At 73.0% G+C, this 22,621-nt stretch carries 19 protein-coding genes and 1 tRNA gene; 11 read left to right on the top strand and 9 right to left on the bottom strand.

Going from position 1 to position 22,621, the window contains the following annotated elements; genetic code table 11:
* The first annotated feature begins 27 nt into the window (after nucleotides 1-27).
* Both POL25_RS01455 and POL25_RS01450 read left to right on the top strand, forming a co-directional pair.
* Nucleotides 28-1,713, top strand: coding sequence for a hypothetical protein (locus tag POL25_RS01455; protein ID WP_272083953.1), 1,686 nt, complete (start codon nucleotides 28-30; stop codon nucleotides 1,711-1,713).
* 592 nt (nucleotides 1,714-2,305) lie between these two features.
* Complete coding sequence (locus tag POL25_RS01450) at nucleotides 2,306-3,847, top strand: DUF7305 domain-containing protein (RefSeq protein WP_272083951.1); 1,542 nt, start codon at nucleotides 2,306-2,308, stop codon at nucleotides 3,845-3,847.
* Nucleotides 3,848-4,374: 527 nt separating this feature from the next.
* Here POL25_RS01450 and POL25_RS01445 read toward each other — a convergent pair.
* Nucleotides 4,375-5,349: a YndJ family transporter gene (locus tag POL25_RS01445; RefSeq protein WP_272083950.1), complete on the bottom strand. Its 975-nt coding sequence runs from the start codon at nucleotides 5,347-5,349 to the stop codon at nucleotides 4,375-4,377.
* 490 nt (nucleotides 5,350-5,839) lie between these two features.
* Between POL25_RS01445 and POL25_RS01440 the strand changes: the two genes are divergently transcribed.
* The 5 genes from POL25_RS01440 to POL25_RS01420 all read left to right on the top strand — a co-directional run bounded on the left by POL25_RS01440 (nucleotide 5,840) and on the right by POL25_RS01420 (nucleotide 8,463).
* Entirely contained in the window at nucleotides 5,840-6,118 is a 279-nt protein-coding gene (locus POL25_RS01440; protein WP_096333509.1) for an integration host factor subunit alpha, read from the top strand.
* A 10-nt stretch (nucleotides 6,119-6,128) separates the two neighbouring features.
* The gene (locus POL25_RS01435) at nucleotides 6,129-6,743 is read left to right on the top strand and encodes a MerR family transcriptional regulator (protein WP_272083948.1); all 615 of its coding nucleotides are present in this window, start codon (nucleotides 6,129-6,131) and stop codon (nucleotides 6,741-6,743) included.
* 116 nt (nucleotides 6,744-6,859) lie between these two features.
* Nucleotides 6,860-6,933: transfer RNA gene (locus POL25_RS01430), tRNA-Pro, on the top strand.
* A 121-nt stretch (nucleotides 6,934-7,054) separates the two neighbouring features.
* A complete protein-coding gene (gene surE / locus POL25_RS01425) occupies nucleotides 7,055-7,864 on the top strand; it encodes a 5'/3'-nucleotidase SurE (protein WP_272083946.1) in 810 nt (269 codons plus the stop codon).
* Nucleotides 7,865-7,890: 26 nt separating this feature from the next.
* Nucleotides 7,891-8,463 carry an adenine phosphoribosyltransferase gene (locus POL25_RS01420; protein ID WP_272083944.1) on the top strand — a complete coding sequence of 191 codons (573 nt, stop codon included), beginning with the start codon at nucleotides 7,891-7,893 and terminating at the stop codon, nucleotides 8,461-8,463.
* Nucleotides 8,464-8,762: 299 nt separating this feature from the next.
* Here the strand turns inward: POL25_RS01420 and POL25_RS01415 are convergent, their stop codons facing one another.
* The 4 genes from POL25_RS01415 to POL25_RS01400 all read right to left on the bottom strand — a co-directional run bounded on the left by POL25_RS01415 (nucleotide 8,763) and on the right by POL25_RS01400 (nucleotide 13,747).
* A complete protein-coding gene (locus POL25_RS01415; protein ID WP_272083942.1) occupies nucleotides 8,763-10,757 on the bottom strand; it encodes a squalene/oxidosqualene cyclase in 1,995 nt (664 codons plus the stop codon).
* Nucleotides 10,758-11,145: 388 nt separating this feature from the next.
* A complete protein-coding gene (locus POL25_RS01410; RefSeq protein WP_272083940.1) occupies nucleotides 11,146-12,255 on the bottom strand; it encodes a HEAT repeat domain-containing protein in 1,110 nt (369 codons plus the stop codon).
* Between the two features lie 183 nt (nucleotides 12,256-12,438).
* A complete protein-coding gene (locus POL25_RS01405; RefSeq protein ID WP_272083938.1) occupies nucleotides 12,439-12,804 on the bottom strand; it encodes an Mpo1-like protein in 366 nt (121 codons plus the stop codon).
* A gap of 478 nt (nucleotides 12,805-13,282) precedes the next feature.
* Complete coding sequence (locus tag POL25_RS01400; protein WP_272083936.1) at nucleotides 13,283-13,747, bottom strand: NUDIX domain-containing protein; 465 nt, start codon at nucleotides 13,745-13,747, stop codon at nucleotides 13,283-13,285.
* A gap of 62 nt (nucleotides 13,748-13,809) precedes the next feature.
* On the opposite strand from POL25_RS01400, the gene POL25_RS01395 reads away from it, so the two are divergent.
* Genes POL25_RS01395 through POL25_RS44095 form a run of 3 tightly spaced genes read left to right on the top strand, consistent with a single transcriptional unit; the run spans nucleotide 13,810 to nucleotide 16,824 of the window.
* Nucleotides 13,810-14,322 (top strand): DUF507 family protein, encoded by a 513-nt coding sequence (locus POL25_RS01395; RefSeq protein ID WP_272083934.1) that lies wholly within the window; start codon nucleotides 13,810-13,812, stop codon nucleotides 14,320-14,322.
* A complete protein-coding gene (locus POL25_RS01390) occupies nucleotides 14,322-15,128 on the top strand; it encodes a hypothetical protein (protein ID WP_272083932.1) in 807 nt (268 codons plus the stop codon). The genes POL25_RS01395 and POL25_RS01390 overlap by 1 nt, the downstream gene beginning before the upstream one ends.
* A 13-nt stretch (nucleotides 15,129-15,141) precedes the next feature.
* On the top strand, nucleotides 15,142-16,824 hold the full coding sequence (locus POL25_RS44095) for an acetate--CoA ligase family protein (protein ID WP_272083929.1): 1,683 nt from the start codon (nucleotides 15,142-15,144) through the stop codon (nucleotides 16,822-16,824).
* A 124-nt stretch (nucleotides 16,825-16,948) separates the two neighbouring features.
* Here POL25_RS44095 and POL25_RS01380 read toward each other — a convergent pair whose 3' ends face one another.
* The 4 genes from POL25_RS01380 to POL25_RS01365 form a co-directional block, all read right to left on the bottom strand.
* On the bottom strand, nucleotides 16,949-18,733 hold the full coding sequence (locus tag POL25_RS01380; protein WP_272083927.1) for a HEAT repeat domain-containing protein: 1,785 nt from the start codon (nucleotides 18,731-18,733) through the stop codon (nucleotides 16,949-16,951).
* Between the two features lie 381 nt (nucleotides 18,734-19,114).
* Nucleotides 19,115-20,089 (bottom strand): TerC family protein, encoded by a 975-nt coding sequence (locus POL25_RS01375; protein WP_272083926.1) that lies wholly within the window; start codon nucleotides 20,087-20,089, stop codon nucleotides 19,115-19,117.
* Between the two features lie 10 nt (nucleotides 20,090-20,099).
* Nucleotides 20,100-20,618 (bottom strand): hypothetical protein, encoded by a 519-nt coding sequence (locus POL25_RS01370; protein ID WP_272083925.1) that lies wholly within the window; start codon nucleotides 20,616-20,618, stop codon nucleotides 20,100-20,102.
* A gap of 39 nt (nucleotides 20,619-20,657) precedes the next feature.
* Complete coding sequence (locus POL25_RS01365; protein WP_272083923.1) at nucleotides 20,658-21,476, bottom strand: competence/damage-inducible protein A; 819 nt, start codon at nucleotides 21,474-21,476, stop codon at nucleotides 20,658-20,660.
* A gap of 132 nt (nucleotides 21,477-21,608) precedes the next feature.
* On the opposite strand from POL25_RS01365, the gene POL25_RS01360 reads away from it, so the two are divergent.
* Nucleotides 21,609-22,613, top strand: coding sequence for an aspartate carbamoyltransferase catalytic subunit (locus POL25_RS01360; RefSeq protein ID WP_272083921.1), 1,005 nt, complete (start codon nucleotides 21,609-21,611; stop codon nucleotides 22,611-22,613).
* Nucleotides 22,614-22,621: the final 8 nt, after the last annotated feature.

The raw sequence follows: 22,621 nt of genomic DNA, 5'->3' as shown, positions 1-22,621 counted from the left end.
GGTCTGAAGGGGCAGGTCCCGGGGGACATGTCCCCGAAAACATGTCCTGAAGGCGGGGCGGCGCTGCTGGCCGGGCTGGCGCTGCTGCTGCTGGCCGCGTTCCCCTACGCCCAGGCGACCCGCAACGCCAACGAGCGCCCGCGCCTGCTGCAGGCGGCGTCGCTGGTCGAGCGCGGGTCGTGGCGGATCGACGGCCTCGGCCTCGACCCGGGGCCCGACGCCGCGCGCGCGCCGGACGGGGCGCTGTACCCCAACAAGCCGCCCGGGACCAGCGTGGTCGCGGCGCTCGGGTATGCGCTCGCGCGGGCGACGGCAGGGGCAGGCGAGGACGTGGCCGAAGGGACAGGCTCGCGGGCGGAGGATGTGGCCGAAGGGACAGGCTCGCGCGGTCGGTCGAGCATGTCCGAAGAGACAGGTGCGCGCGGGCCGACGCTGCGGGCGGTGACCTGGTGGGCGCGGCTGCTGGGCGGGGTGGCGCCGACGCTGGTGCTGTGCGGGCTGCTGTGGCGCTCGCTGGCGCCGGCCTACGGGGCGCGAGCCGCCGCCCTGGCGATCGGGCTGTACGCGCTGGCGACCCCGGCGGCCGCGTACGCGCACCTGCTGTACGGGCATCAGCTGGCGGCGTGCCTGCTGTGGGCGGGGCTGCTGCTGCTGGTGCGGGCGCGCGAGCAGACGCGCCCGGGGCTGGCGGCGCTCGGCGGCGCGCTGGCGGGCGCGGCGGTGCTGGTCGAGTACACGGCGGCGTTCGCCGGGCTGGCGGCGGCTGGGCTGGTGTTCGGGCTGGTGCGGGCGCGCGCGTGGGCGACGGCGGCCGGGGCGGCGGCCGGGGCGGCGGTGCCGGCGGGGCTGCTGATGGCCTATCACGCGGCGGTGTTCGGCGGGCCGCTCAAGACCGGCTACCACCACAGCGCGACGGCGGAGTTCGCCGCGAAGCACGGCGAGGGCCTGCTCGGGCTGGTCGGGCCGAGCTGGCGGGCGATCGAGACGCATGTGCTGTCGCTGTCGGCGGGGCTGTGCGGCTGGGCGCCGCTGTGGCCGCTGGCGGCGTGGGGGCTGTGGCAGCTGGCCCGCGGGACATGGGACAAGGAGCATGTCCTGAAGGCCAGGGTCGAAGGAGGGGCGCTCGCGGCGGTGCTGCTGGCGTGCGTGAGCCTCAACTTCGAGGGCGGCTGGCGGGTCGGGCCGCGGTATATGGTGGTGGTGCTGCCGGCGCTGGCGCTCGGCTGGGCCGCCGTGGCCGCGCGCACGCTGGCCGGTCCGCCGCGCGGCTGGGCAGGCACGCTGGGCCTCGGGGTGGCGGCGGCGCTGGCGAGCTGGTCGCTGGTGGTCAACGGGCTGGCGGCCAACCTGTGGCCGCATTTCGACCTGACGAACGTGAATCAGCCTGTGCCCGAGGTGCTGCTGCCGCTGTGGCGGGCCGGCGCGGCGCCGTACACCGCGACCGGGTGGCTCGGGCTGCCGGGGCTCGGGATCGGCTGGGTGGTGGGCGCCGGGCTGGTCGGGCTGCTGGTGCTGGCGACGCCGCGCGCGCTCGGTCGGCGCGGCCGAATCGCGGCGCTGGTCGGGACGATCGCGGGGCTCGGGCTGGTGGCCGCGACGCAGGCGCTGCCGCGACACCCGCGCTCGGCCGCCAACCTGCGCTACGTGCAGAAGGTGTGGGAGCCGCCGCGCGCGGGCGGGGCGGCGCCGAGCCAGCGAATTCGTCTGCCTTGAAGGACATGTCGAAAGCGACATGGCGAAGGAGGCAGGTGGTGAGGCTGCAGATCTCGCAGCGAAGCTCGGCCGAGGGTGGCGCCGGCTGGGGCGCTCTCGTGGCGCCGGGTGGTCGAAGCGGATGAAAAAATCTGGGCAGGTAGCGATCCGTATGCGAGGAGCATGAACGCTTCGTCGACCGGCGTCGGACTGTGCGCGCGGGCTCGTATGGTGGCGTTCGCTCGTGGCGATGGATGAATGATTTTTGGCCTGGCGAGGACACGAGACCGATGATTCGCGGGTCCCGGCGCAATCGCTCGAGCGAGGGGTTCGACTCTGCACAATCTGCGGCCCTCGCCGCGGGCGCTTCGCTGGCGTCGCGCTGCCGCGGAAGGGACTCGTGTTCGACCGAATCGGCCGTAGCGCGCAGTTTGACGCGTTTCTCCGGGGTTGCCGGGCGCGCACGTCGGGCGGTCGGCGCGCGAACTCCTCCGCGGCAGGCCGGTCCGCAGCGGGGCGCTGCGATGGCGGCATTCACAGGACCACGTGTCGCACGCCGGGCTCGGAGACTTACATTGCGGCGCGCCGGCAGGCCTCGATAGTCTCGGCGCCGATGACAAGACGCGGCGCGAGGTTGTGGGTGGCGATGGTGCTGGCGGCGTGCGGAGGCTCCGACGGGGACAGCGGCGGGACCGGGACGGGGCTCAGCGTGGGGACGACGATGATGGGCGCGACCGTCACGGCGACCGGCAGCACCGGCAGCACGAGTACGGACGTGCCGACCACGGGGTCGACGGTGAGCGGCGTCAGCGAGTCGACCGGGACCTCGGTGACCGGGCCGACCACGGGCGAGCCGATGACTTCGACGGATCCAGGCACGAGCACGAGCACGACGGGCACGACGAGCGCGACGACGGGCGAGACGACGGGCGAGTCGACGAGCACGAGCGGGACGACCGGGCCGGTCGACTTCTGCGCGGGCGAGGGCGGGATCTTGCTGCCGGGCGACGAGGTGACGTGCACGGGCGACCTCGGCAAGAAGACGTTCCTGTTCGCAATCTGCTCGTGCAGCGGCCTGACCGCGAACAACAGCCTGAAGACCGACTCGTTCGACAGCAACGATCCGAACATGGTGCCGATGGACGGCGGCTCGGTCGGCGTCAACGGGCCGTACAGCGCGGCGTCGATGGTCGACATCGGCGGGTCGCTGTGGGTCGATGGCAAGATCCAGACCTTCAACGCCCACGAGGTCGCGCAGCAGCTGAAGTGTAGCGACGACCTCACGGCCGGCTCGCCGTCGCACGTGGCCGCCGACCTGTTCACCGAGGGCAACCTGTTCGCGCAGAACATGACGCTGACGATCGACGGCGACCTGCACATCCGCCCCAACAAGGCCAACAACGGGGCCAAGGTGCTGGGGGCGACGATCAAGGAGCAGGTCGAGGTCAAGACGCCGTGCGACTGCGAGGACCTGATCGACGTGCCGGCGATCGTGGGCGGCTACATGCAGGCCAACGACAACGACGCGCTGCCGATCGCGCCCGACGAGCTGGTCGGGCTGCCGCAGCCGAAATCGGTCGAGCTGCCGTGCGGCCGCTACTTCTTCACGGGGATCGACAGCAACAGCACGCTCGACATCACGCTGACCGGGCGCACGGTGATCGCGATCGCGGGCGACGTGCAGAACGCGGGGGCGTTCCACATCACGCTCGGGCCCGAGGCGGAGCTCGACCTGTTCATCGCCGGCAACGCCAATTTTAATAATGTGGCGACGATCGGCGATCCGAAGCGGCCGGCGGCGACGCGGATCTACGTCGGCGGGGCATTCAAGTTCGCCAGCAACTTCACGCTCGGGGCCAACCTCTACCAGCCGAACGCGGTGTTCACGGCCAACAACATGTCGGAGATCTGGGGCTCGCTGTTCGTCGGCGGGCTGCAGCTGGCGAGCCCGCTGGTGGTCCACTACGACCAGGCGATCCTCGACCTCGAGGGCTGCGATCCGCCCGGCGAGGGCTGCGGCGACTGCCACGACTGCGCCAACCCGACGCCCGCGTGCACGGGCGACGGGACCTGCGGGCCGTGCATGGTCGACGACGACTGCTGCCCGCCGCTCGTGTGCGACGCGGGGGTGTGCAAGGCGATCATCCCGCAGTAGGGGGCGCTGCACGTCCTCGGGGGACAGGCAGAAGCCGAGCGCTCGTGCTGCCTGTCCTTGCGGACAGGCAGACTGAGCGTCGGCATAGCCTGTGCTTTTCGGACAGGAAGAATTGGAGCGCCCCGGCCCATCGGGTAGCTGTAGCGATTCCGGTGTGACTTCCACGAAGCGACTGGTCACCTGATCTCGGGGACGGGCGGCATCGTGCTCGTGCTGCCTGTCCTGACGGATAGGCGGCACGAGCGCCAGGGAAGCCCGTCCTTTCAGACAGGAATAACTGGAGTGGTCGTGTCACCTGATCTTGGGGACCGTCAGAACTCGAGCGCCCGTGCCGCCTGTCCTTGCGGACAGGAATCACTGGAGCGTCCGTGTCACCTGATCTCGGGGACCGTCAGAGCTCGATCGCTCGTGCCGCCTGTCCTTGCGGACAGGAATAACTGGAGCGCCCGTGCCATCCGTCTCGAGGACGGGCAGGACTCGAACGTTCACGCCATCTGTCCTTGTGGACAGGCGGGATGTCCTTCAGGTCAGGCGGGTTGCGGGCCGGTCGCGCGGTGCAGGCCGGACCAGGCGAGCAGGCCGAGGCCGAGGAAGCCGATCGCGTTGACGAGGCCGTGGGCGCGCAGCATCGTGAGGATCGGGACGGCGGCGCCGTAGAAGCCCTGGGCGGCGAACATGCCGGCGAGGGTGGTGCTCAGCAGGAGCGCCCCGGAGGACACGCACAGGAGAACGCGTGCCCAGGCCGGCCGGTCGCGCAGGCGCACGGCGGCGATGAGCTGCAGGCCGGCGAGCAGCGGGAGGCCGAGGACGTAGAGGCCGGAGCCGGCCAGCTCGATCGGCCGGGCGCCGGCGCCGATGCCGACCGCGAGCAGGGGGAAGGCGAAAATAAGGAGGGCGGCGGCGAGGCGGTAGACGGGGCGGGTCCAGTCGCGCAGGTCGCCGAGGCCGCGGCCGAGCAGGCCGACCATGACGAGCGCGCCGAAGCCGGCGGCGTGAAAGTGGCCGGCCGTGAGCACGGCGGCGAGGCCCCCGAAGCCGCCGAGGACGAGGTCGCCGCGGTAGACGAGCAACCACACCGCGGCGACGGGCAGCAGCAAGAGGGCGAGGTCGAGGGCGAGCTCGGCGGGGGCGAGGCTGCGGCGGACGTGGAGGCGCAGGAGGCCGTGAAGAGCCGCGAAGCCGCACACGAGCAGCCAGGGCGCGGTGAGCCCGGCGGCGGCGCGAGGTCCGAGGTCAGGGGCGAGGGCCGGGACGGCGGCGACGAGGCCGGCGAGGCCGGCGATGCGAGCGAGGCGGGTCGGATTGGCGTATGTCCTCGGGGACATGTCCTCCGAGGCAGTAAAAAGCAGGGCCCGCGGGACGGCGACGAGGACGACGAACAGGACGATGACCTCGGCGAGGGTGGCCTCGTCGCCGAGATCGCCGAGGCGCACGCAGACCACGAGCGACCAGACGAGCAGGCCGATCGCCGAAGGACGCGCGCGCAGCGAGGCGAGGGACAATTGGAGGGAGTGTAGCGCCAGGCCGCGCGGCCTACACCCGCATCGGTCGTGGAGCGCCGGGGCGCGCGGCCGATAACCACTGATCGTCAACGGCCCGCGAGGCCGACACCAGCCGGTCGTCGCGCGTTCAGGATCGCGTGGGCCTGACGTCGCGGGCGTTCGTGGGGCGCTCCACACGAGCCGCGGAGCCGAGGGCGAGGGTCGCGGCGGCCCGTGGAGGTCGGCCGGGGCAGCGCGCGTAGCGTGAGGCCGCGGCGCTCGGATTCCGCGATCGCCACAGACTGTCGGCGTGAGCAGTGTTCTGCGAGGCGTCGGACGGGGCGCGTCGTGAACGGCGGGTCGGGTCCGGGGCACGAGCGAGGGCCGTGTTGCTCGACCTGTGATGCTGCAAACAAGCGCGGCAGTTGAGTTTTTCTCGCGCGCAAAGCTAGGTCCAAGGCGCGGCCGGCGGGCTTGCGCGGCGGCCGAATTTTGCCAAAGATCCGCGGCGATGACGAAGGCGGACATCATCGAGCGCGTATGCGAAGAGGTCGGCGGCTTCTCCAAGAAGGAGGCCGCCGACGTGGTCGAGGTGGTGTTCGAGCTGATGAAGAACACGCTCGCGGAGGGCGAGAAGATCAAGATCTCGGGGTTCGGCAACTTCGTCGTCCGCGCCAAGAACCCCCGCCCGGGCCGCAACCCGCAGACCGGCGTGCAGATCACGATCGATGCCCGCAGGGTGCTGACGTTCAAGCCGAGCAACGTGCTGAAGGCCGCGCTCAACGCGTAGCGAGGCGGCGATGAGCGAGGCAGACGAGGACGCGGGGCAGACGGGCCGGCGCAAGGCGGGCGAGGGCGGCGGCGCGAGCGAGGCCCCGGCGAAGCCGACGCGCCCGCGCGCGCGGGCCAAGAAGGCCGGCGCGGCGACGGGGCCCGATCTGGGCTCGGACAAGCTCTACTTCAAGATCGGCGAGGTGGCGCAGATCGTCGGCGTGCCGGCCTACGTGCTCCGCTACTGGGAGACGGAGTTCAAGGTCATCCGCCCGCAGAAGTCGCGCACGCAGCAGCGGGTGTACCGGCGCCGCGACGTCGAGACGCTGCTGAAGATCAAGCACCTGCTGTACGCGAAGAAGTTCACGATCGCGGGTGCGCGCCAGCAGCTGCGCCTCGGCGGCGACGCGGTCGAGATGGCGCCGCCGTCGAGCCGCTACCTGGCGTCGCAGTCGCTGGCGGTGCTGCGGGAGTCGCTCGACGAGATGATCGCGTGGGTCGAGAACACGGAGTCGGTCAGCTCGGCGGCCGACCCGGTCGAGTTCATCCGCACCCGCGGGGGCGCCCGGGCCCTCATCGACGAGGCGGCGGCGGCCGGCGAGGCCCAGCCGTTGCTGCAGCGCACCGGCCGCGAGCCGCTATGATTGCGAGATCCGCCGCGAAAAAGGCGGCGGTCGGGCCCGCGTGAGTTTGCCGGGCGCGGCGGCGTCACAGAAGGCTTGCCCGGGCGGTCCAAAGCGCGTATACCGGCGCTCCGTTTCGGGGCGTAGCGCAGCCTGGTAGCGCACTAGACTGGGGGTCTAGGGGTCGGAGGTTCGAATCCTCTCGCCCCGACAAACGAGAAGAGCCGACAGGGTTTCCCTGCCGGCTCTTTATTTTTTCCGCGCGGGCTCGCGGCCGGGGCGCGGCGGTTTCGCGTCCGGGCGAGCGGCCCGTCTGTGCTACAAGGCGCGGCGTGTCGGAACGGCCGCTGATCCTGGTCACCAACGACGACGGCATCCTCGCGCCGGGGATCTTGGCCCTGGCCGAGGCGGTCGCGCCGCTCGGCGACGTCGTGGTGTGCGCGCCGGAGACCGAGCGCAGCGGCTCGTCGCACGCGATCACGCTGCACTCGCACCTGCGCGTCGACGAGGTCCGGCCGGGCTGGCACCGCGTCAACGGCACGCCGGTCGACTGCGTGTACCTGGCGTCGCTGCACCTGTGCGAGCGCCGGCCGGCGCTGGTGGTGTCGGGGGTGAACCCGGGCTTCAACCTCGGCTCCGACGTGTTTTATTCGGGCACGGTCGGGGGCGCCGCCGAGGGGTTCATCCGCGGGGCGTCGGCGATGGCGGTGTCGGTCCACGCGCGCGAGTCGCCGCGGGTGGCGATCCCGGTGGTGCGCACGCTGGCCCGCAAGCTGCTGGCGCAGCCGTCGATGAGCCTGCTGAACGTCAACATCCCGTGGATCTCCCACAGCGCGCCGCCGCCGGAGGGGCCGCCGGAGACGCTCGCCGAGGGCCTGCCGATCGTCGTCACGCGGCTCGGCGCGCGGCCCTACGTCGAGCAGGTCGAGCGCCGCCAGGACCCGCGCGGGATGGCCTACTTCTGGATCGGCGGACCGCCGCGCGACGCCGGCGAGCACGAGGGCGAGGACACGTGGGCGGTCAAGCGCGGGTTCGTGTCGGTGACCCCGCTGGTCCTCGACATCACGGCGCCCGACCTTTCACCGTGGCAAGCGATGCTGTCCGGCGCGACCGTGAAGGTCGATCCGCGGGGCGAGCCGTAGAGCGAGCGAGCAGGGAGAGCGAGACGATGCGCGAGAGCCCCGATTTTCGCATGTCCGAGGCCGAGCGCGCGGCGGCGCTGCGCGACGTCGGCAGCCTGATCCGCGCGGTGCCGGACTTCCCGTCGCCGGGGATCCTGTTCCGCGACATCACCCCGGTGCTGCGCGAGCCGGCGGCGATGGCCGCGGCGCTGCGCCTCCATCTGGACGCGGTGGCCGACCTGGCCGGCTCGATCGATCGAATCGTCGGCGTCGAGTCGCGCGGGTTCCTGTTCGGCATGCCGATCGCGCACGCGCTCGGGGTCGGCTTCGTGCCGGCGCGCAAGCCGGGCAAGCTGCCGGCCGCCACGGTGACGCAGGCGTACGCGCTCGAGTACGGCGAAGGCACGCTGCACATGCACGCCGACGCGATCGAGCCCGGCGACCGGGTGCTGCTGATCGATGACCTGCTGGCCACGGGCGGCACGGCGGGCGCGGCGGCGAGGCTGGTCACGGGGCTCGGCGGCGAGGTGGTGGCGAGCCTGTTCCTGATCGAGCTGCCCTTCTTGAAGGGCCGCGAGCGGCTGGCGCCGCTGCGGGTCGAGGCGCTGCTGGCGTTCTGAGCCGGGGCGGGGGGACATGTCCGCGGGGGCATGTTCGCCGGGGGATGTTCGAACGAGCATGTCCGAAGGGTCATGTTCGAACGAGCATGTGACGCGACTGCCCGAGCGAGGTCCACTCGCTTGAACCGGCGCTGCGGTGCGAGCCCCATGCCGTCGAACGCGCAGCAGTTGTCGCCTGATCGCTCGCTTTCTCGAGGCAGACCGCCGCGGCTTCGTCAGCGGGAGCGACGAGATGCAGGCGGTCCTCAGGGACATGTCGAAACGAGCATGTCCTGATGGACATGCTCGTCGGCGCGGTCTCACTCGGCCGCGCGGCCGAGGCGGCGGGCCAGGGCCCAGGCGGGGAAGATCTGGCGGTAGAGGTCGTAGTCGAGCACGGCCGTATTAAAGAAGACCCCGCTGGCGCGCTCGTGCGGCCAGCTGCCGTCGGGCTGCTGGCGGGCGTGCAGGTAAACGATCGCGCGCTCGATCGCCGGGGCCTCGTCGGGGGTCTCGGCGGCCATGAGCGTGAGGGCGGCCCAGGCGGTCTGGGCGGCCAGGCTCGGCTCGTGCGGCGGGAGCTGGACGTCGCGGCCGTCGAGCAGGCCCTCGAAGCTCTCGCCCCAGCCGCCGTCGGGCCGCTGGCGGCGCACCAGCCAGGCGACGGCGCGGCGGATCGCAGGGTGGTGGCGCGGCAGCCCGGCGGCGAGCAGGGCGTGCACCGCGAAGAAGGTGCCGTAGGTGAAGTTGATGCCCCAGAAGCCGAGCCAGCCGCCGTCGGGGTGCTGGGCGCCGAGCAGGAACGAGACGCCGCGCTCGATCGCGGTCTCGACGTCGGCGAGCAGGCCGGGCGGGATGGCGTCGCCGAGGCGCGCGCGGGCGAGGGCGAGGCCGCGGACGCAGCTGGCGGTGCACTCGGAGTACGAGTACTCGAGCATGCAGTTGCCGTAGATCTCGGCGGGGTTGAAGTGCTTGAGCACGAGGCTGCCGCGGCGCGGCTCGTACGAGCCGAACCCGCCGTCCTCGTTCTGGCGGCGGAGGACGAACCGCAGGGCGGCCAGCTGGCGCTCGCGCGGGAGCGGCTCGGCGAGGCGGTGGTCGGCGCAGTGGATCAGGGCCTCGAGCGCCTCGGCGGTGCAGTCGCTGACGGGCCACGGGTGACGCTCGTCGGCGAAGCCCCAGCCGCCGTCGGCGGGCTCGCGGAAGTGCTCGGCGCCGCCGGGGATGTCGCCGCGGATCTGCGCGGTCGCCAGCCAGGCGGCGGCGTCGCGGCCGAGCGCCTCGCCGGTGGCGCTCTGCGGGCCCTCGCACAGCGCCTGCAGCAGGAAGGAGGTGTCCCAGATGTCGCTGCGGGCGCCGCAGATCCGCGCGCCCTCGACGTCGTCCTCCCAGAACCAGTACTCGAGGCCGCGGAAGGCCTGGTCGGCGTCGGGGTGGCGCGGGTCATGGTGGTGCAGGGCGAGGTTGAACAGCAGGCCGTTGACGGGGCTGAGGCATACGTGGCCGGTGCTGCGCAGCTCGAACAGGACGTGCTCGATGGCGCGGGCGAGGGCCTTCTTGCGGACGACGCCGGGCGCGACGCGGTCGAGCGCCCGCATGGCGGCGAAGGCGACGCGCAGGCCGGCGCCCGGCGCTTCGTAGAGGTCGGTGCTGGCGATGTCGTCGCGGTGGGCGCGGAACGGGGCGCGCTCGTAGGCGCCGTCGTAGAGCTCGTCGCGGATGTCCCGAAGGACAGGTGACATCGGGGCCTGGACGCGGGCGCCGTAGAGGTAGCTGAGCCCGAGGTAGATCAGGCGCATGTGGCAGTAGAGGCGGCGCGGGTGGACCGGCGTGGCCTCGGGCAGGAGCCACATCTCGGGCAGGATCGGCTGCACGCTCTGCCACGGGTAGAGGCCGAGCAGGGCCAGCCAGATCCGGCCCCAGGTCGGGTTCTTCGTCACGCCGCCGTGGGCCCGGATCCACCGCAGCGCGCCGGCGGCCAGCGGGTCTTCGGGCGGGTGGCCGAGCAGGCGCAGGGTGACGTAGCCGAGAGTGGTGTGGAACAGCCAGCTGTCGCTGTCGGGGTGCATGCCCCAGCCGCCGTCGGCCCGCACCTGGCGCTCGAGGGCGAGGCGGATCCGCCGCTGCCGCTCGGGGGCGATCGGGCGCCCGAGGACGTGACACGCCATCACGTACTGGCACACGAGCATCGGGTTCCAGATGACTTCGCCGCCGACGGCGCCCTTCTTGGCCTGGACGCCGCGGAGGTGCTGCACGGCGAGCTCGTAGGCGTGGGCGAGGTCGCTGCGGGGATCGGGTGCCGTGGCCAGGGTCACGGGCCGAGGGTCGCAAAGCGGGCGGCCGGGCGGTGTGCGCTGGATCGCAGGGTCGAACGCAGCAGGGACGCGCCGAACCCGCGGCGGGCGGTGGGCGGTGGGCCTCGTCGCGGATCTGCGTCATCAAGTACAGCTCGGAGCTGCCGGGGCGCAGGCGGATCGGGATGGGGCGTCGCCGGGCGAGAGAGGGCGTTTCAGTCGCAGCGGGGGAGCGCGCCACGTGCGGTCGATGGCCTCGGCGAGGGCGCTGTGAGGGGACCGAGCGAGCGTGACCCGGGGTCGCTCCGTCGCTTCATGGTGAGAACTTCGAGAGGGAGCGTCGGAGCCCCGCGTGTCGTCCGCTCGTGCATGTCCTTCGAGGCATGCCCGTTTGGACATGTATTAAAGACTATGTCCGCTTGGACATGTCCTGAAGAGTCAGCTGCGCGAGGGCGGCGCGGGCGTCGGCGACGGCCTCCTGGACGGCGGGGCGGCGGCTGCGGGCGAACTCGTCCAACAGCGGCTGGCCGGTCTCGGGGGCCATGCGGACCAGGGCGTAGGCGGCGCGCACGCGCATGACGGACGGGGTGAGCCAGGCGCGGGCGAGCTTGAGGGCCAGCGGGACGGCGGCCGGCGGGGCGGCGAGCCCGAGCGCGGCGAGGCCCTCGAGCGCGCGGGCGCGGTCGCCGGAGCGCTGGAGACCGAGCACGAGGGGCGGGCCGCCGCTCGGGTCGCGGGCGGCGGCGAGGCCGAGCGCGGCGGCGAAGGCGAGCTCGACGGCGGCGCCGGGATCGGCGACCACGGCGGCGAGGCGGGCGCAGGCCTCGGACCCCGGCGGGTCGAGCTCGGCGAGGGCGCTGACGAGGGCGAGGCGGACGTGCGGGTGGCTCTCGCCGTCGAGGGCGGCGCACAGGGCCGGCTCGGCGGCGCGACCGGCGAGCTCGACGAGGCCACCGGCGGCCTGGAACCGCAGGTCGGGCGCGGGGGCGCGGAGGGCCGCGGTGATGCGCGCGAGCGCGGCCTCGTAGGTGACTCGGGACAGGTCGCTCGGGACATGTCCCGGAGGACGCAAGGGATGCGGCGCGGCCGGCGGGGCCTCGGTGGGGCGGGTGCCCTCGCCGTCGTCGGCCCTGACGAGGTGCTCGGGGGCCGAGGCGAGGCCGAGGAGCACGCAGGTGATGGCGGCGCACTCGCGCAGGTAACCAGCGTCGGGCCCGGGGTCGGGGTCCTGCAGCCAGGGGTCGATGCGGGCGATGACGGCAGGCTCGCCGAGCTGACCGAGGCCGGTCGCGGCCATGGCCCGGACGGGCACCTGCGGATCGTCGAGCGCGGCGGTCAGGGCGGCGACGACGGCCTCGCCGAGCGCGTGGCCACGCGCCAGGTCGAGGGCGGGCGAGGGGTCGCCGAGCTCGGCCAGGAGGGCGGCGGCGAGGTGACGCACGGCGACGCTGCGAGACGTCGGATCGGGCGACCGCGCGTCGCGCAGGGCGGCCTCGAGGGTGATCGGGAGCGAAGGCATCAGGACGGGGGGCGAGCGGGCGCGGGGATCAGGTGTCGCAAAGGACAGAGGCGCGGGAGATGAGCGAGGGCCAGCGGCGAGCGAGCCGCGGTCCCCGGAGCGGGGCGTGATACCCGGGCTGTCCTTCGGGACAGGTGCCTGACGGCGCGGATCGCCTGTCCTTCGGGACAGGGACGCAGGGGCTCAGGTGCGGGCGCGCTGGGGGGCGTCGGGGGCCGGGGCGGTGCTGCCGAACAGGCGGATCATCTCGCCGCGCATGCGGCCGGTGAGGCGGAGGCGCAGCATCTTCATGTCGCCGAACAGGGACCACAGCGGATACTTGAAGCTGGCCGGCTTGTTGTGCTCGATGAAGAAGTGACCGATCCACGCCGGGCCGTAGCCGATCACCAGAGCCAGCGGGAACAGGCTCCAGCGGCCCGTCCAGGCCATCCAGGCCACGAAGAGCCAGGCGCTGCTGGTGCCGACGTAGTGCAGCGCGCGGTTGACGGGGTGGCGGTGCTCGCCGAGGTAGAACGGCCAAAACTCGGAGAAATCGCGGGGCGCGGGCATCGCCTTCGACCATACGCCGCGGCCGGGCGGCCGTCACCCGCCGCGGCGGCGACGGGGCGAAAAGGCGGCGAGCGGGCGCCGTCACGCGCCGAGGCGGGGCTGGCCGAAGAGACAGGTTGTGAGCGAGATCGCCGGAGGCCTCGCGCGGGCGGCGGGCGGCGAACCGTGGTTCGGGGCGGGCCTCGCGCGGGCTCGTGGGGGCGCGCGCCGGCGGGCGAGGGATCGCCAGCCGGCCGACGCACGGTGATCCTGTGAGCCTTCCGCCGCTCGCCCGCGGCCGGCCCGGCGAGGATGGCCGCAAGGACAGGTGATGAGCGGGCTTCGCGCGATGAAGCTGTCTCTCCGGACAGGTCGCTCGGGCCCGTGGGATCGCGTCGGAACGCTTCGGGGAGCGACCGAGCGAAGCTCCTGCGGCGGGGGTACGGGCGGAATTCGCCGGGCGCCCGGCTCGGGGACGCCGGGGGAAGCGAGAGGTCGCTCAGGGATGGATGGGGAGGGTCGGGGGCTCGACCCGGCCGTCGCGCACGTCGGTGACGAATTCGCGGTCGGCGGCCAGGAATTCGTGCACGGGCAGGGCTGCGAGCTCGTGGGCGACGACGGCGGCGTCGGCCTCGAGGCGGAGCGCTGCGTGCCAGTCGGTGCCCAGCCAGGGGCTGGCGTCGACGTGGTAGACGATCAGCAGGACCTCCGGGCCAGGGCCGGGGTAGACGTGGTGCAGGACCTCGGCGACGGGGCCGATCGCCAGCGCGGCGGCGGCAGGGCCCCATTCCTCGACGAGCTCACGCCGCAGCGCGGCGCGCGGGGGCTCACCGGGCTCGACTTTCCCGCCCGGGAGCTCGAGGGCGCCGGCGCCGTGGCGGGCGCCGGCCGGTCGGCGCTGGACGAGGAGGCGGTGGGGGCCGAGCCAGACCAGGCCGGCGGCGACGATGAGGCGGGGCTGCACGCCCGTGGTTGGTACCGCACCCTGGACGCTCGGAAAAGCTGCGCCTATCCTCGCCTCACCCCATGCGTCTTTATGCAAGTAAGATCTCGACCATCGTCGAAGCCGTGAACAAGACCCTGGTCGACGCGGGCGACCTCGAGGTCAGCGACCGCGATGAGTTCAAACGCGATGTCGAGTCGATCCTCAAGGAGTACCTACGCAAGGACCGCGAGCTCACCGACCGCGCCAAGGACGAGCTCGAGCGGAAGAAGCTGGCGTACTCCGACCTGTTCAAGCTCAAGCGCTCGATGGCGGAGGAGCAGGACTTCGGGATCGGGGAAGAGGCGTTGAACTGGATCGCGAACCAGCTGCTCGAGCTGTTCATGCAGAGCAAGTTCGTGTCCGAGATCTACGCCGACGATGCGGTGATCCGGAAGAAGCTCAAAGAGATCCTCCGCCGCCACATGCAGGCCGACGATGACCTCGACCGCGAGGTGCGGCGCCACCTCAAGCACCTCACCGAGAACACCTCGACGTTCGAGATCGAGTACCAAAAGCAGCTCGAGCTCATCAAACGGAAGCACGGTCTCGACTAATGGCTCATATCCTGGTCTACGCCCAGCGCACCCCGCAGGGGATCCATCCGGCCAGCGCCGCGGCCCTGTGCCTCGCCCGTGACATCGGCAGCGAGCGCGGCGCCACCGTCAGCGCGGTCTGCCCCGGCGACGCCGGACGCGCCGACCAGTTCGTCATCGGCGCGGTGAGCCGGTTCGGCGCCGACGGGCTGACGTTCCTCGGCCCGGCGGGCTTGCGGCCGCTGCAAGACCGGCTGCACCCGCTGCTGGTGTTCGTGCCGCACACCGACGAGGGCCTGGCCGCGGCGGAGTCGCTCGGCGGGGCCGAGGCGCTGTGGCTGCAAGAGCCCGAGGTCGAGTGGGAGCGGCTGGCTTCGGTGACGGCGATCGTGGCCGGCGCGCTGCCGTGGTACGAGCTGCCCGCGATCATCGACGCCGAGTACGACAACGAGGCGAGCCTGGTCGACCTGCCCGAGTGGGTCGCCCGCCTCGAGCAGCACAGCGGCCGCGGCCCGCTGCGGTACTTCGCCCGCGAAGACCTCGATCAGGCCGCGCGCGCGGCCCTGGCGTCGATCGGCGCCAAGCCGGCCGGGCCGGAGTACCTCGACCAGCACACCTCGGGCACGCTGCTGTGGCTCGGCGGGACCGACCAGCCGGTGCCGCCGACGTTGGCCGCGCGTGGCCCGGGCGCCCGTTTGATCCTGTTCCCCGGCGAGAACGCCGAGATCGACGCCACCTGGACCCGCGCCGATTGGGTCCTGCCCGGCGCGTGGCCGGAGGCGGTCAAGCAGCTCCACAGCGAGCTGTGGAAGCCGGTCATCGTGTGACGGGCGCGCCTTGGTGACGGCTCCCGATCGATCTGTCTCTCCGGCCAGGTCGGCCCTGCGGGCGCTGCTGGCCGGCGAGGCGCTGGTCGGCGAGGACGTCGGGGCCGCGTTCGTCGGCGCCGGCGAGGTGCTCGGCGAGGCGGCGCTGGCCCGGCGGGTTCGCGAGCAGGGCGCGGTGGTGGTGGTCGCGCGCGAGCCGTCGCCGACGCTGCTGCGAGCGCTGCGCGAGCGGCCGCCGGCGCTGCTGGTGATCACGGGGCCGGAGCTGCCGGTCGGGCTGACGTCGCGCGTGCTCGGGCCGGCGGCGCAGGTGATGGTGGAGGCCGGCGAGCTGGTGCTGGTCGGGCCCGAGGCGGGGGCGCTGGCGGGGCTGCGGGCCGCGTTCGTGGCCGCCGGGGTGCAGCCGCGGCTGTCGCTGTGCCCGGCGCTGGCGTGGCTGTCCGAGTGGTTGGCGGCGCCCGAGCTGGCCGGCTGCCGTGTCGCGGGCATGGTGCCAGTGGCGAGCCTGCACGCGGGTTGGGCCCGCTGGGCCGGCACCGCCGGGGCGCGCCAGGTGGTGGTGCCGCTCGGGGTCGAGGCGCCGCGGATCGATCAGCCGCGCCACCCGTCGCTCGGCCAGGTGGCGGCCGCCCACGCGCTCGAGCGGCTGACGGGGCCGGTGTTCCCGAGCCCGGGGGTGCTGGCGCTGCTGCTCGACGCGCAGAGCATGTCGCCGGGGACAGGTCCTTCGGGGCATGTCGCCGAGGGCATGTCCGAAGAGGCAGCCTCGCAGGCGGCGCTGTGGCGCCAGGCGCAGCGGGCGCTGCCGCTGCAGGCCGACGACCCGGGGATGGCGGCGCCGCACCCGGGCCTGCGCCTGCGCGGGCCGGCGAGCGCGACGACCGACGCGTTCCTGGCCCAGCGGGCATTGCTCCGCCGCGAGCGCGCCGAGGCGCTGGTCCGCGCGGCCGCCGACGAACCGACGCCGGTGATCGATCCGGCGGCGCTGGCCCGCGCGGAGGAGGTGCTGCGCTCGGCCGGGCAGGCGCTGTCGGAGCACGAGAGCAAGGTGGTGCTGCGCGGCTTCGGCATCGAGGTGACGCGCCAGGCGGTGGCCGGCTCGGCCAGCGGCGCGGCCCAGTTCGCCGAGCAGATCGGGTTCCCGGTGGTGCTCAAGGCGGTCAGCCCCGACCTGCGGCGCAAGCAGGAGCTCGGGGCGGTGGTCCTCGATCTCACGACCTCGGCGGCGGTCCGCCGGGCCTACGCGACGGTCGTGGCCAACGTCGAGGAGCGGGCGCCGACGGCCCACCTCGACGGCGTGCTGGTGGCCGAGCAGATCGGCGAGGGGCTCGAGATCCACTGCGGGGCGGTGGCGCTGCAGAGCGGCGAGACGGCGCTGTTCGGGCGCGCGCTGGCGGGCCACCACGAGGTGGTGCTGCGGCTGTCGCCGCTCGATCCGGCGGAGGCGATGCTGTTCGCCCAGGCGATCGTCGCGGGGGTGCCGCTGCGCCGCAAGGACGACCCGGGGCTGCGCGAGCTGGCGGGGCTGTTCCTCCGCCTCGACGCGCTGGTCCGCCACTTCGGGGTCGCCAGCGTCGACAGCGAGGGCCGCCTCGAGCTGGTCGACCTCAGCCCGGTGCGCCTGTGCGCCGGCCCGCGCGGCTATGTGACGCTCGACGCGCGGATCGTCCAGCGGGCCCACCTCGAAGGTCTTTAAAAAAGGGGCCGCCGGCCCGCGGGTGATCGGCGGCTAGAACTTTGGGGCATGCCCTGGAGGACATGTGCTTACGGGCATGTATTTTAGGGCATGCCTGTAAGGACATGGCGAAAGGGACATGCGCTCAGCGGTGGGCGTCGTTGCGGCGCCAGCGGGCGTCGTGGACGCTGCGCTCGCGGATGGCGACGATCGCCTCGGCGGCGGCCTCGCGGACCGGGAAGTAGATGTGGCAATTTCCGTCGTCGCAGCGCTTCGAGTCGTCCGGGTAGAAGCGGTCGCGTTTGCTGGCGCGCAGGGCCGGGAGGGCGGCGCGGTGGCCGATCTTGCCGAGCGCGGCGGCGGCGGCCTCGCGGGTGTCGGGGTTGGCGTCGGCGAGCCAGGCGGTGAGCGAGAGGGCCAGCGGGCCCGCCTCGTGCAGGCGCAGGACGGTGTCGCAGCTGTCGCCGAGGCTGGTGACGTGGCGCGACCACTGGCTGCTGTAGCTGCTGAAGTAGATGCCGGCCTCGTCGGGGTCGCACGGGTCCCACGCGGGGCGGTCGGCGAGCTCGCCGATGGCTTCGAGCGCGCGCTGGCGCGGACCGTCGGCGAGCAGCGGCAGCATCCGCTCGAGCTCGGCGACGGCGGGGCGACCGACGACGTCGGCCAGGCCCTCGAGGGCGTGGACGCGGGCCTCCCAGGCCTCGGGGCCGCGGCGGGCCAGGCGAGCCAGGGCGGCGCTGCGCAGCGGCTCGGGCGCCCGCTCGAGCGCGGCGCGGACCTCCGCGGGCTCGCCGTCGCGACCGGCGGTGAGGATGGCGCCGCGGTACAGCCGGGCCACGTCGAAGCCGGCCTCGGCCAGGCGGGCCGGGCCGTAGTCGATGCTGGCAGGGGCTGGCTTTGGGTACATGTCCCTCGGGCCATCCACGTCGAGCAGCCGCTCGGCCATGGCGACGCGGCAGTCGCCGGTCCGCTCGGCGCTGCGGATGGCGCCGCGGACCTGCTCGCTCCAGCGGTAAGAGACGCTAGTGCCGCACATGCCGCCGCCGGGGTTGGCGCGGCGGTAGAGCTCACCGGCGAGAGTCGGGTCGCCGAGCAGCTCGGCGCCGAGGGCGAGGTCGCGGAAGACGTAGGAGTAGCGGGCGCCGCCCCACGCCCAGTGGGTCTCGGCGCTGCTGTCGAGCGGGCCCGGGAAGCCGAGGCGAGCCAGGTAGGCGCGGCCGTGCTGCACGAGGCCAGCGACGTCGCCGCGGGTCTTGGCGTCAGCGACGGCGGCGGCGAGGCGATCGCTCTCGGGGTCGGGCGCTGCCGGCTTGCGCGCGCCGCCAGCCTCGCGCGTGCGGCCGACCTCGGGGCCGGTGTCGGCGACGGCGGCGAAGAAGTAGGCGAGGTCGTCGAGCTCGGCGGGGGTCGGCGCGTCGCCCTGAAGCACGTCGCCGTGGCGGCGGAGGACGGCGAAGTCGGCCAGCGCGAGGCGGGCAGTGGCGAGCTCGCTGCGGGTCGGAGGGGCGCAGCGGGCCTTCGGGATGGCGTCGGCCATGGCGCGGGTGAGGATCGCCTCGAGGCTCCGCTCGGCCTGGTAGATGCTGACCGCGTCGAGGCGCAGGAGCAGCGGCGCGTCGGCCAACACGCCGATCTCGCCGAGGGTGTCGAGCAGGATCCGGGCCGGCTCGTCACTCTGCAGGGCCGGGCAGGCGGCGCCGCCGCAGGCGGTGAACATGTCCCCCAGGACACGGACGACGTCGGCGCGCGAGAGGCCGGCGGCGGCGACCAACTCGCCGCGAGTCTTTTGACCCGGCCGGACCAGGCCGGCGCGATCGACCATGTCGCGGGCGCTCATGGCGGCGCTGTCCCAGGCGGCCTGTCCCAAAGTACCTGTCGATGCGGCGGCGGGCGCGAGGGCGAGGACGAGCGCGAGCGCGGCGGACGGCATGGCCGATGAGACACCGCGGGCGGGCGGCCGTTCCGGGGCGCCGCGCCGCAGGTCCGCGAAGGAGCGTGAGCGCGGCGGGTCCGGGCGGCCGCGAGGGCAGAATCACTCGTGGGTAGCGAGGGCAGAGGTCGCCAGCGAGGGTCGCGTCGTCTGCCGCGGCTTGAACCTGCGTTCCCGCGCCCCGGGGATCGCAAGGGTGCGTGAGGGGCCGCGAGGACGGAGGGCGACAGCGCGGGTCGCGGGCTCTGAGCGATTTCCGTCGCAGCGGCCGGGGCCGCGCGAACCCACCGCCGCGAGTCGGCAGCACGAGGAGCCGGGTCGGCGCGCCGCATTCACATGCGCGAAGGGACATGTCCCTTCGCGCATGTCCCCGCGGTCAGGCTACGACTTCGCCTCGGGCGGGTGGCTGGGCGGGAACAGCAGGCTCAGGACGATGGTGCCGCCGATCAGGGCCGAGACGACGCCGAGCGAGATGCCGATCGGGATGTGGAACGGCTCGACGTAGGGGGCGTAGCCGACGCCGAGCAGCATCTTGACGCCGACGAACGAGAGCACCAGGCCGAGGCCGTACTTGAGCAGCCAGAAGCGGTCGATCACGTTCTCCAGCAGGAAGAACATGGCCCGCAGGCCCATCACCGCGCACACGTTGCTGGTGAAGACGATGAACGGGTCGGTGCTGATGCCGAAGATGGCGGGGATCGAGTCGAGCGCGAACACGACGTCGGCGGTCTCGACCATCAGCAGGGTGACGAACAGGGTCGTCACGTAGCGCTTGCCGTCCTTGGTGACGAAGAAGCGCGGGCCCTGGAAGTCCTTGGTGACGCGGAAGAACTTCTCGGCCCAGCGCTTGACGAAGTTGTCCTGGCCGGCCTCTTCGCCGTCGCCCCCGCCCTCGCGCACGAACAGCAGGCGCAGGCCGGTGAACACCAGGAAGCCGCCGAACAGGTACAGCGAGAAGGTGAACATCTCGATCAGCGCCAGGCCGGCGAGGATGAAGATGCCGCGCAGGATCAGCGCGCCGAGGATCCCGGCGAACAGGATCCGGTGCATGTACTCCTGCTGGACCCGCATGTAGCGGAACAGGACGATGAACACGAAGATGTTGTCGACCGAGAGCGCCTTCTCGATCAGGTAGGCGCTGAGGAACTCGAGCGCCTTCTCGTCGCCGAAGGCGTGCCAGACCCAGCCGTTGAAGGCCAGGCTGAGCAGCACCCAGATGCACGACCACATCAGCGCCTCGCGCATCGAGATGCGGCGCGGCTTGCGGTTGAAGAGACCGAGGTCGATCGCCAGCAGGACGAGGATGCCGACGAGGAACGCGACCCAGGTCAGGGGTGAGCCGACAGAGTCTAACAAGGGCGCTCGCTCAGCTCGCGGGGGTCTTGTCGGTGATCAGCGCCATCGCGTCGGCCTTGACCTGGATGGTCAGCTTGCGCGGCTTCGACTCGGCGTCGTAACGCAGGTCGACGAGCGTACCGGTGAAGGAGATCGGGAGGTTGCGACCCAGCGGCCGGCCCAGCTCCTCGGTCGAGAAGATGCGGTAATCGATCGTGATCTCGAACAGCACCGGCTCGGTGACGTGGGCGAAGGTCTCCCACGGGCCGTGCTCGGAGCCCTCGACGCCGGCCGCGAGGCCGTTGCCCGCCTCGGTGACCGCCTGGCCGCGGAAGCTGCCGGGCTTGTCCTGCAGCGCCTTGACGAAGTCCGCCCGCTCCTGGGGCTTCATCGTGTTGAAGCTCTCCAGGTTCTTCTTGTTAAAGGTGAGGTCGGCGCCCTGCGGGTCGTACGCCGCGGGGAGCGCCAGGATGTCCTTCTTGGGCTGGCTGCACCCAGAGACGGCCAGCAATGCGCTGGTGAAGAAGAGCGCGGTCAGGCTGCGGCGCATGGCCCGGAAGCTAGCACGGAACTTTCGGCGGAGGGATGTTCACAACAGCGCGCCGTCCGCCGGGACCGCCAAGACGGCCGCGTCACCGAGCGCCACCGCGAGGGCGTCCCGGGCGGCGCCCGCTCGCCCGCTGTGCTCGCCGATGGCCTCAAAGGTCACGCGCACGACGCAGCGCAGCCGCCCGTCGTCACCGCTGAGCCAGCGCGGATAGGACCCGATCTCGACCTCCGGATAGGCGGCCACGACCCGGTTCAAGCTGGCCGCCAGGTCGGACTCGTCCATCTCCGTGTGCAGGGTCTCCAGCGCCCAACCGCCAGCGTCGGGCAGCTCGCCGGGGATCTTCTCGAGCGCTTCGATCTTGGCCCGGCACAGCTCGGGGATGCCGGGCAACACGTAGATCCGCCGCGCACTCGCCTGCGCACCGGGGGGCAGGTCGATCCGCATCACCGGCCAGCCGCGCGCGGCGGTCAAGGCGGTGCCCTCGGGCAGGTCGGCCATCTTCAGCGCGGCGTCGGTGATGCGCTCGCCGAAGTGGGCGCGCAGGGTCCGCTCCATGTCGGGGTCGCGTCGCAGCGGGCGACCGATGGCGCGGGCGATCGCCTCCATCGTCACGTCGTCGTGGGTGGGGCCGACGCCGCCGCTGGTGAACACCAGCGGCACGCGGGCGAGCAGGCGCAGCAAGGCCTCGCCGATGGCGCCGAGGTCGTCCTCGACGGTGCACATCTCGACCAGGCGGATCCCTCGCCGGCGCATCATCTTCGCCAGCTCGTGGCCGTTCTGGTCGCGGATCTTGCCGCTGAGGAGCTCGTTGCCGATGAGGAGGACGGCGGCGCTGGTGACGGAGGGTTCGCGGTCCATGGGGCCCTGGTCGCAGGGTACCAGGAGTGACAGGCAGGTGAGCCAGGGCACCGCCGCGGTCCGGGCGCGAGGGGAGGCGCGGGTTGACGCGAAGCGCGGGCCGGCGCTATCCCTCCGCGCCAGGTAGAAACGATGCACCGCGCAGGCGACAGCGGCGACGGGGGCGCGGCAACGCGGCGGGGTCGTCGTCCCGGCCGCGACCTGTGCGAGATCGCCGACCTGTCGCCGGCCGAGGCCTGCGCCGTGCTGGCCGCCGCCACCCGCGTGCTGCCGCTGGCCGAGGGCGGCGGGGCGCGCGAGCTGCCGATCCTGCGCGGGGCCCAGATCTTGAGCGTGTTCTCCGAGCCGAGCACGCGCACCCGCCTCAGCTTCGAGGTCGCGGCGCGCCGGCTCGGCGCCGAGGTCGTGCACTTCGTGCAAGACGCCGCCAGCTCGGCCAGCAAGGGCGAGACGGAGCGCGACGCGCTGGAGAACCTCGACGCGATGGGCTTCGACGCGGTGGTGGTCCGCGACCGCCGCGACGGGGTGCCGCGCGCGTGGACCGAGGTCATGCGCGCCCGCGTCGTCAACGCCGGCGACGGCGTCAACGAGCACCCGACGCAGGCGCTGCTCGACGCGCTGACGATCCTCGAGGCGTTCGGCCGGGCGCCGAGCCAGGGGGCGATGAGCGGGCTGCGCGTGGCGGTCTGCGGCGATGTCCGCCACGGCCGGGTGGCCCACTCGGACCTGCAGCTGTTCCGCACGCTCGGGGCCGAGTGCGTGGTCGCGGGACCCGGCGACCTGGCGCCGCCCGAGCTGGCCGCGCGCCTGGGGGCGACGGCGGCGCCGAGCCTCGACGAGGCGCTGCGCGGGGCCGACGTGGCGGTGATGCTACGGATCCAGCGCGAGCGCCTCGGCGCCGACGTGGCGATCCCGGACGCGGCGAGCTATCACGCGGCCTGGGGGCTGACGCCCGCGCGCCTCGGCCTGCTCGCGCCCGGGGCGATCGTGATGCACCCGGGGCCGATCAACCGCGGCGTCGAGATCGCCGACGCGGTCGCCGACGGCCCACACAGCCGGATCCTCCGCCAGGTCACCCTCGGCGTGGCGGTCCGCATGGCGGTGCTGGCCCGCGCCTGCGGGGTCGAGCTGCTCTGAAGAACATG

It is taken from the genome of Nannocystis bainbridge, from assembly GCF_028368995.1.
Classification (GTDB): domain Bacteria; phylum Myxococcota_A; class Polyangia; order Nannocystales; family Nannocystaceae; genus Nannocystis; species Nannocystis bainbridge.
Note: the sequence above shows the minus strand (reverse complement) of the source record. Positions and strands in the feature narration are given on the sequence as shown.

Bases quoted from the DNA above. Each gene is read 5' to 3' on its own strand.
- POL25_RS01360 (WP_272083921.1), top strand. From the start codon at position 21,609: ATGCACCGCGCAGGCGACAGCGGCGACGGGGGCGCGGCAACGCGGCGG.
- POL25_RS01435 (WP_272083948.1), top strand. From the start codon at position 6,129: ATGAGCGAGGCAGACGAGGACGCGGGGCAGACGGGCCGGCGCAAGGCG.
- POL25_RS01410 (WP_272083940.1), bottom strand. From the start codon at position 12,255: ATGCCTTCGCTCCCGATCACCCTCGAGGCCGCCCTGCGCGACGCGCGG.
- POL25_RS01365 (WP_272083923.1), bottom strand. From the start codon at position 21,476: ATGGACCGCGAACCCTCCGTCACCAGCGCCGCCGTCCTCCTCATCGGC.
- POL25_RS01440 (WP_096333509.1), top strand. From the start codon at position 5,840: ATGACGAAGGCGGACATCATCGAGCGCGTATGCGAAGAGGTCGGCGGC.
- POL25_RS01455 (WP_272083953.1), top strand. From the start codon at position 28: ATGTCCCCGAAAACATGTCCTGAAGGCGGGGCGGCGCTGCTGGCCGGG.
- POL25_RS01370 (WP_272083925.1), bottom strand. From the start codon at position 20,618: ATGCGCCGCAGCCTGACCGCGCTCTTCTTCACCAGCGCATTGCTGGCC.
- POL25_RS01380 (WP_272083927.1), bottom strand. From the start codon at position 18,733: ATGCCGTCCGCCGCGCTCGCGCTCGTCCTCGCCCTCGCGCCCGCCGCC.
- POL25_RS01420 (WP_272083944.1), top strand. From the start codon at position 7,891: ATGCGCGAGAGCCCCGATTTTCGCATGTCCGAGGCCGAGCGCGCGGCG.
- POL25_RS01450 (WP_272083951.1), top strand. From the start codon at position 2,306: ATGACAAGACGCGGCGCGAGGTTGTGGGTGGCGATGGTGCTGGCGGCG.
- POL25_RS01390 (WP_272083932.1), top strand. From the start codon at position 14,322: ATGGCTCATATCCTGGTCTACGCCCAGCGCACCCCGCAGGGGATCCAT.
- POL25_RS01395 (WP_272083934.1), top strand. From the start codon at position 13,810: ATGCGTCTTTATGCAAGTAAGATCTCGACCATCGTCGAAGCCGTGAAC.
- POL25_RS01405 (WP_272083938.1), bottom strand. From the start codon at position 12,804: ATGCCCGCGCCCCGCGATTTCTCCGAGTTTTGGCCGTTCTACCTCGGC.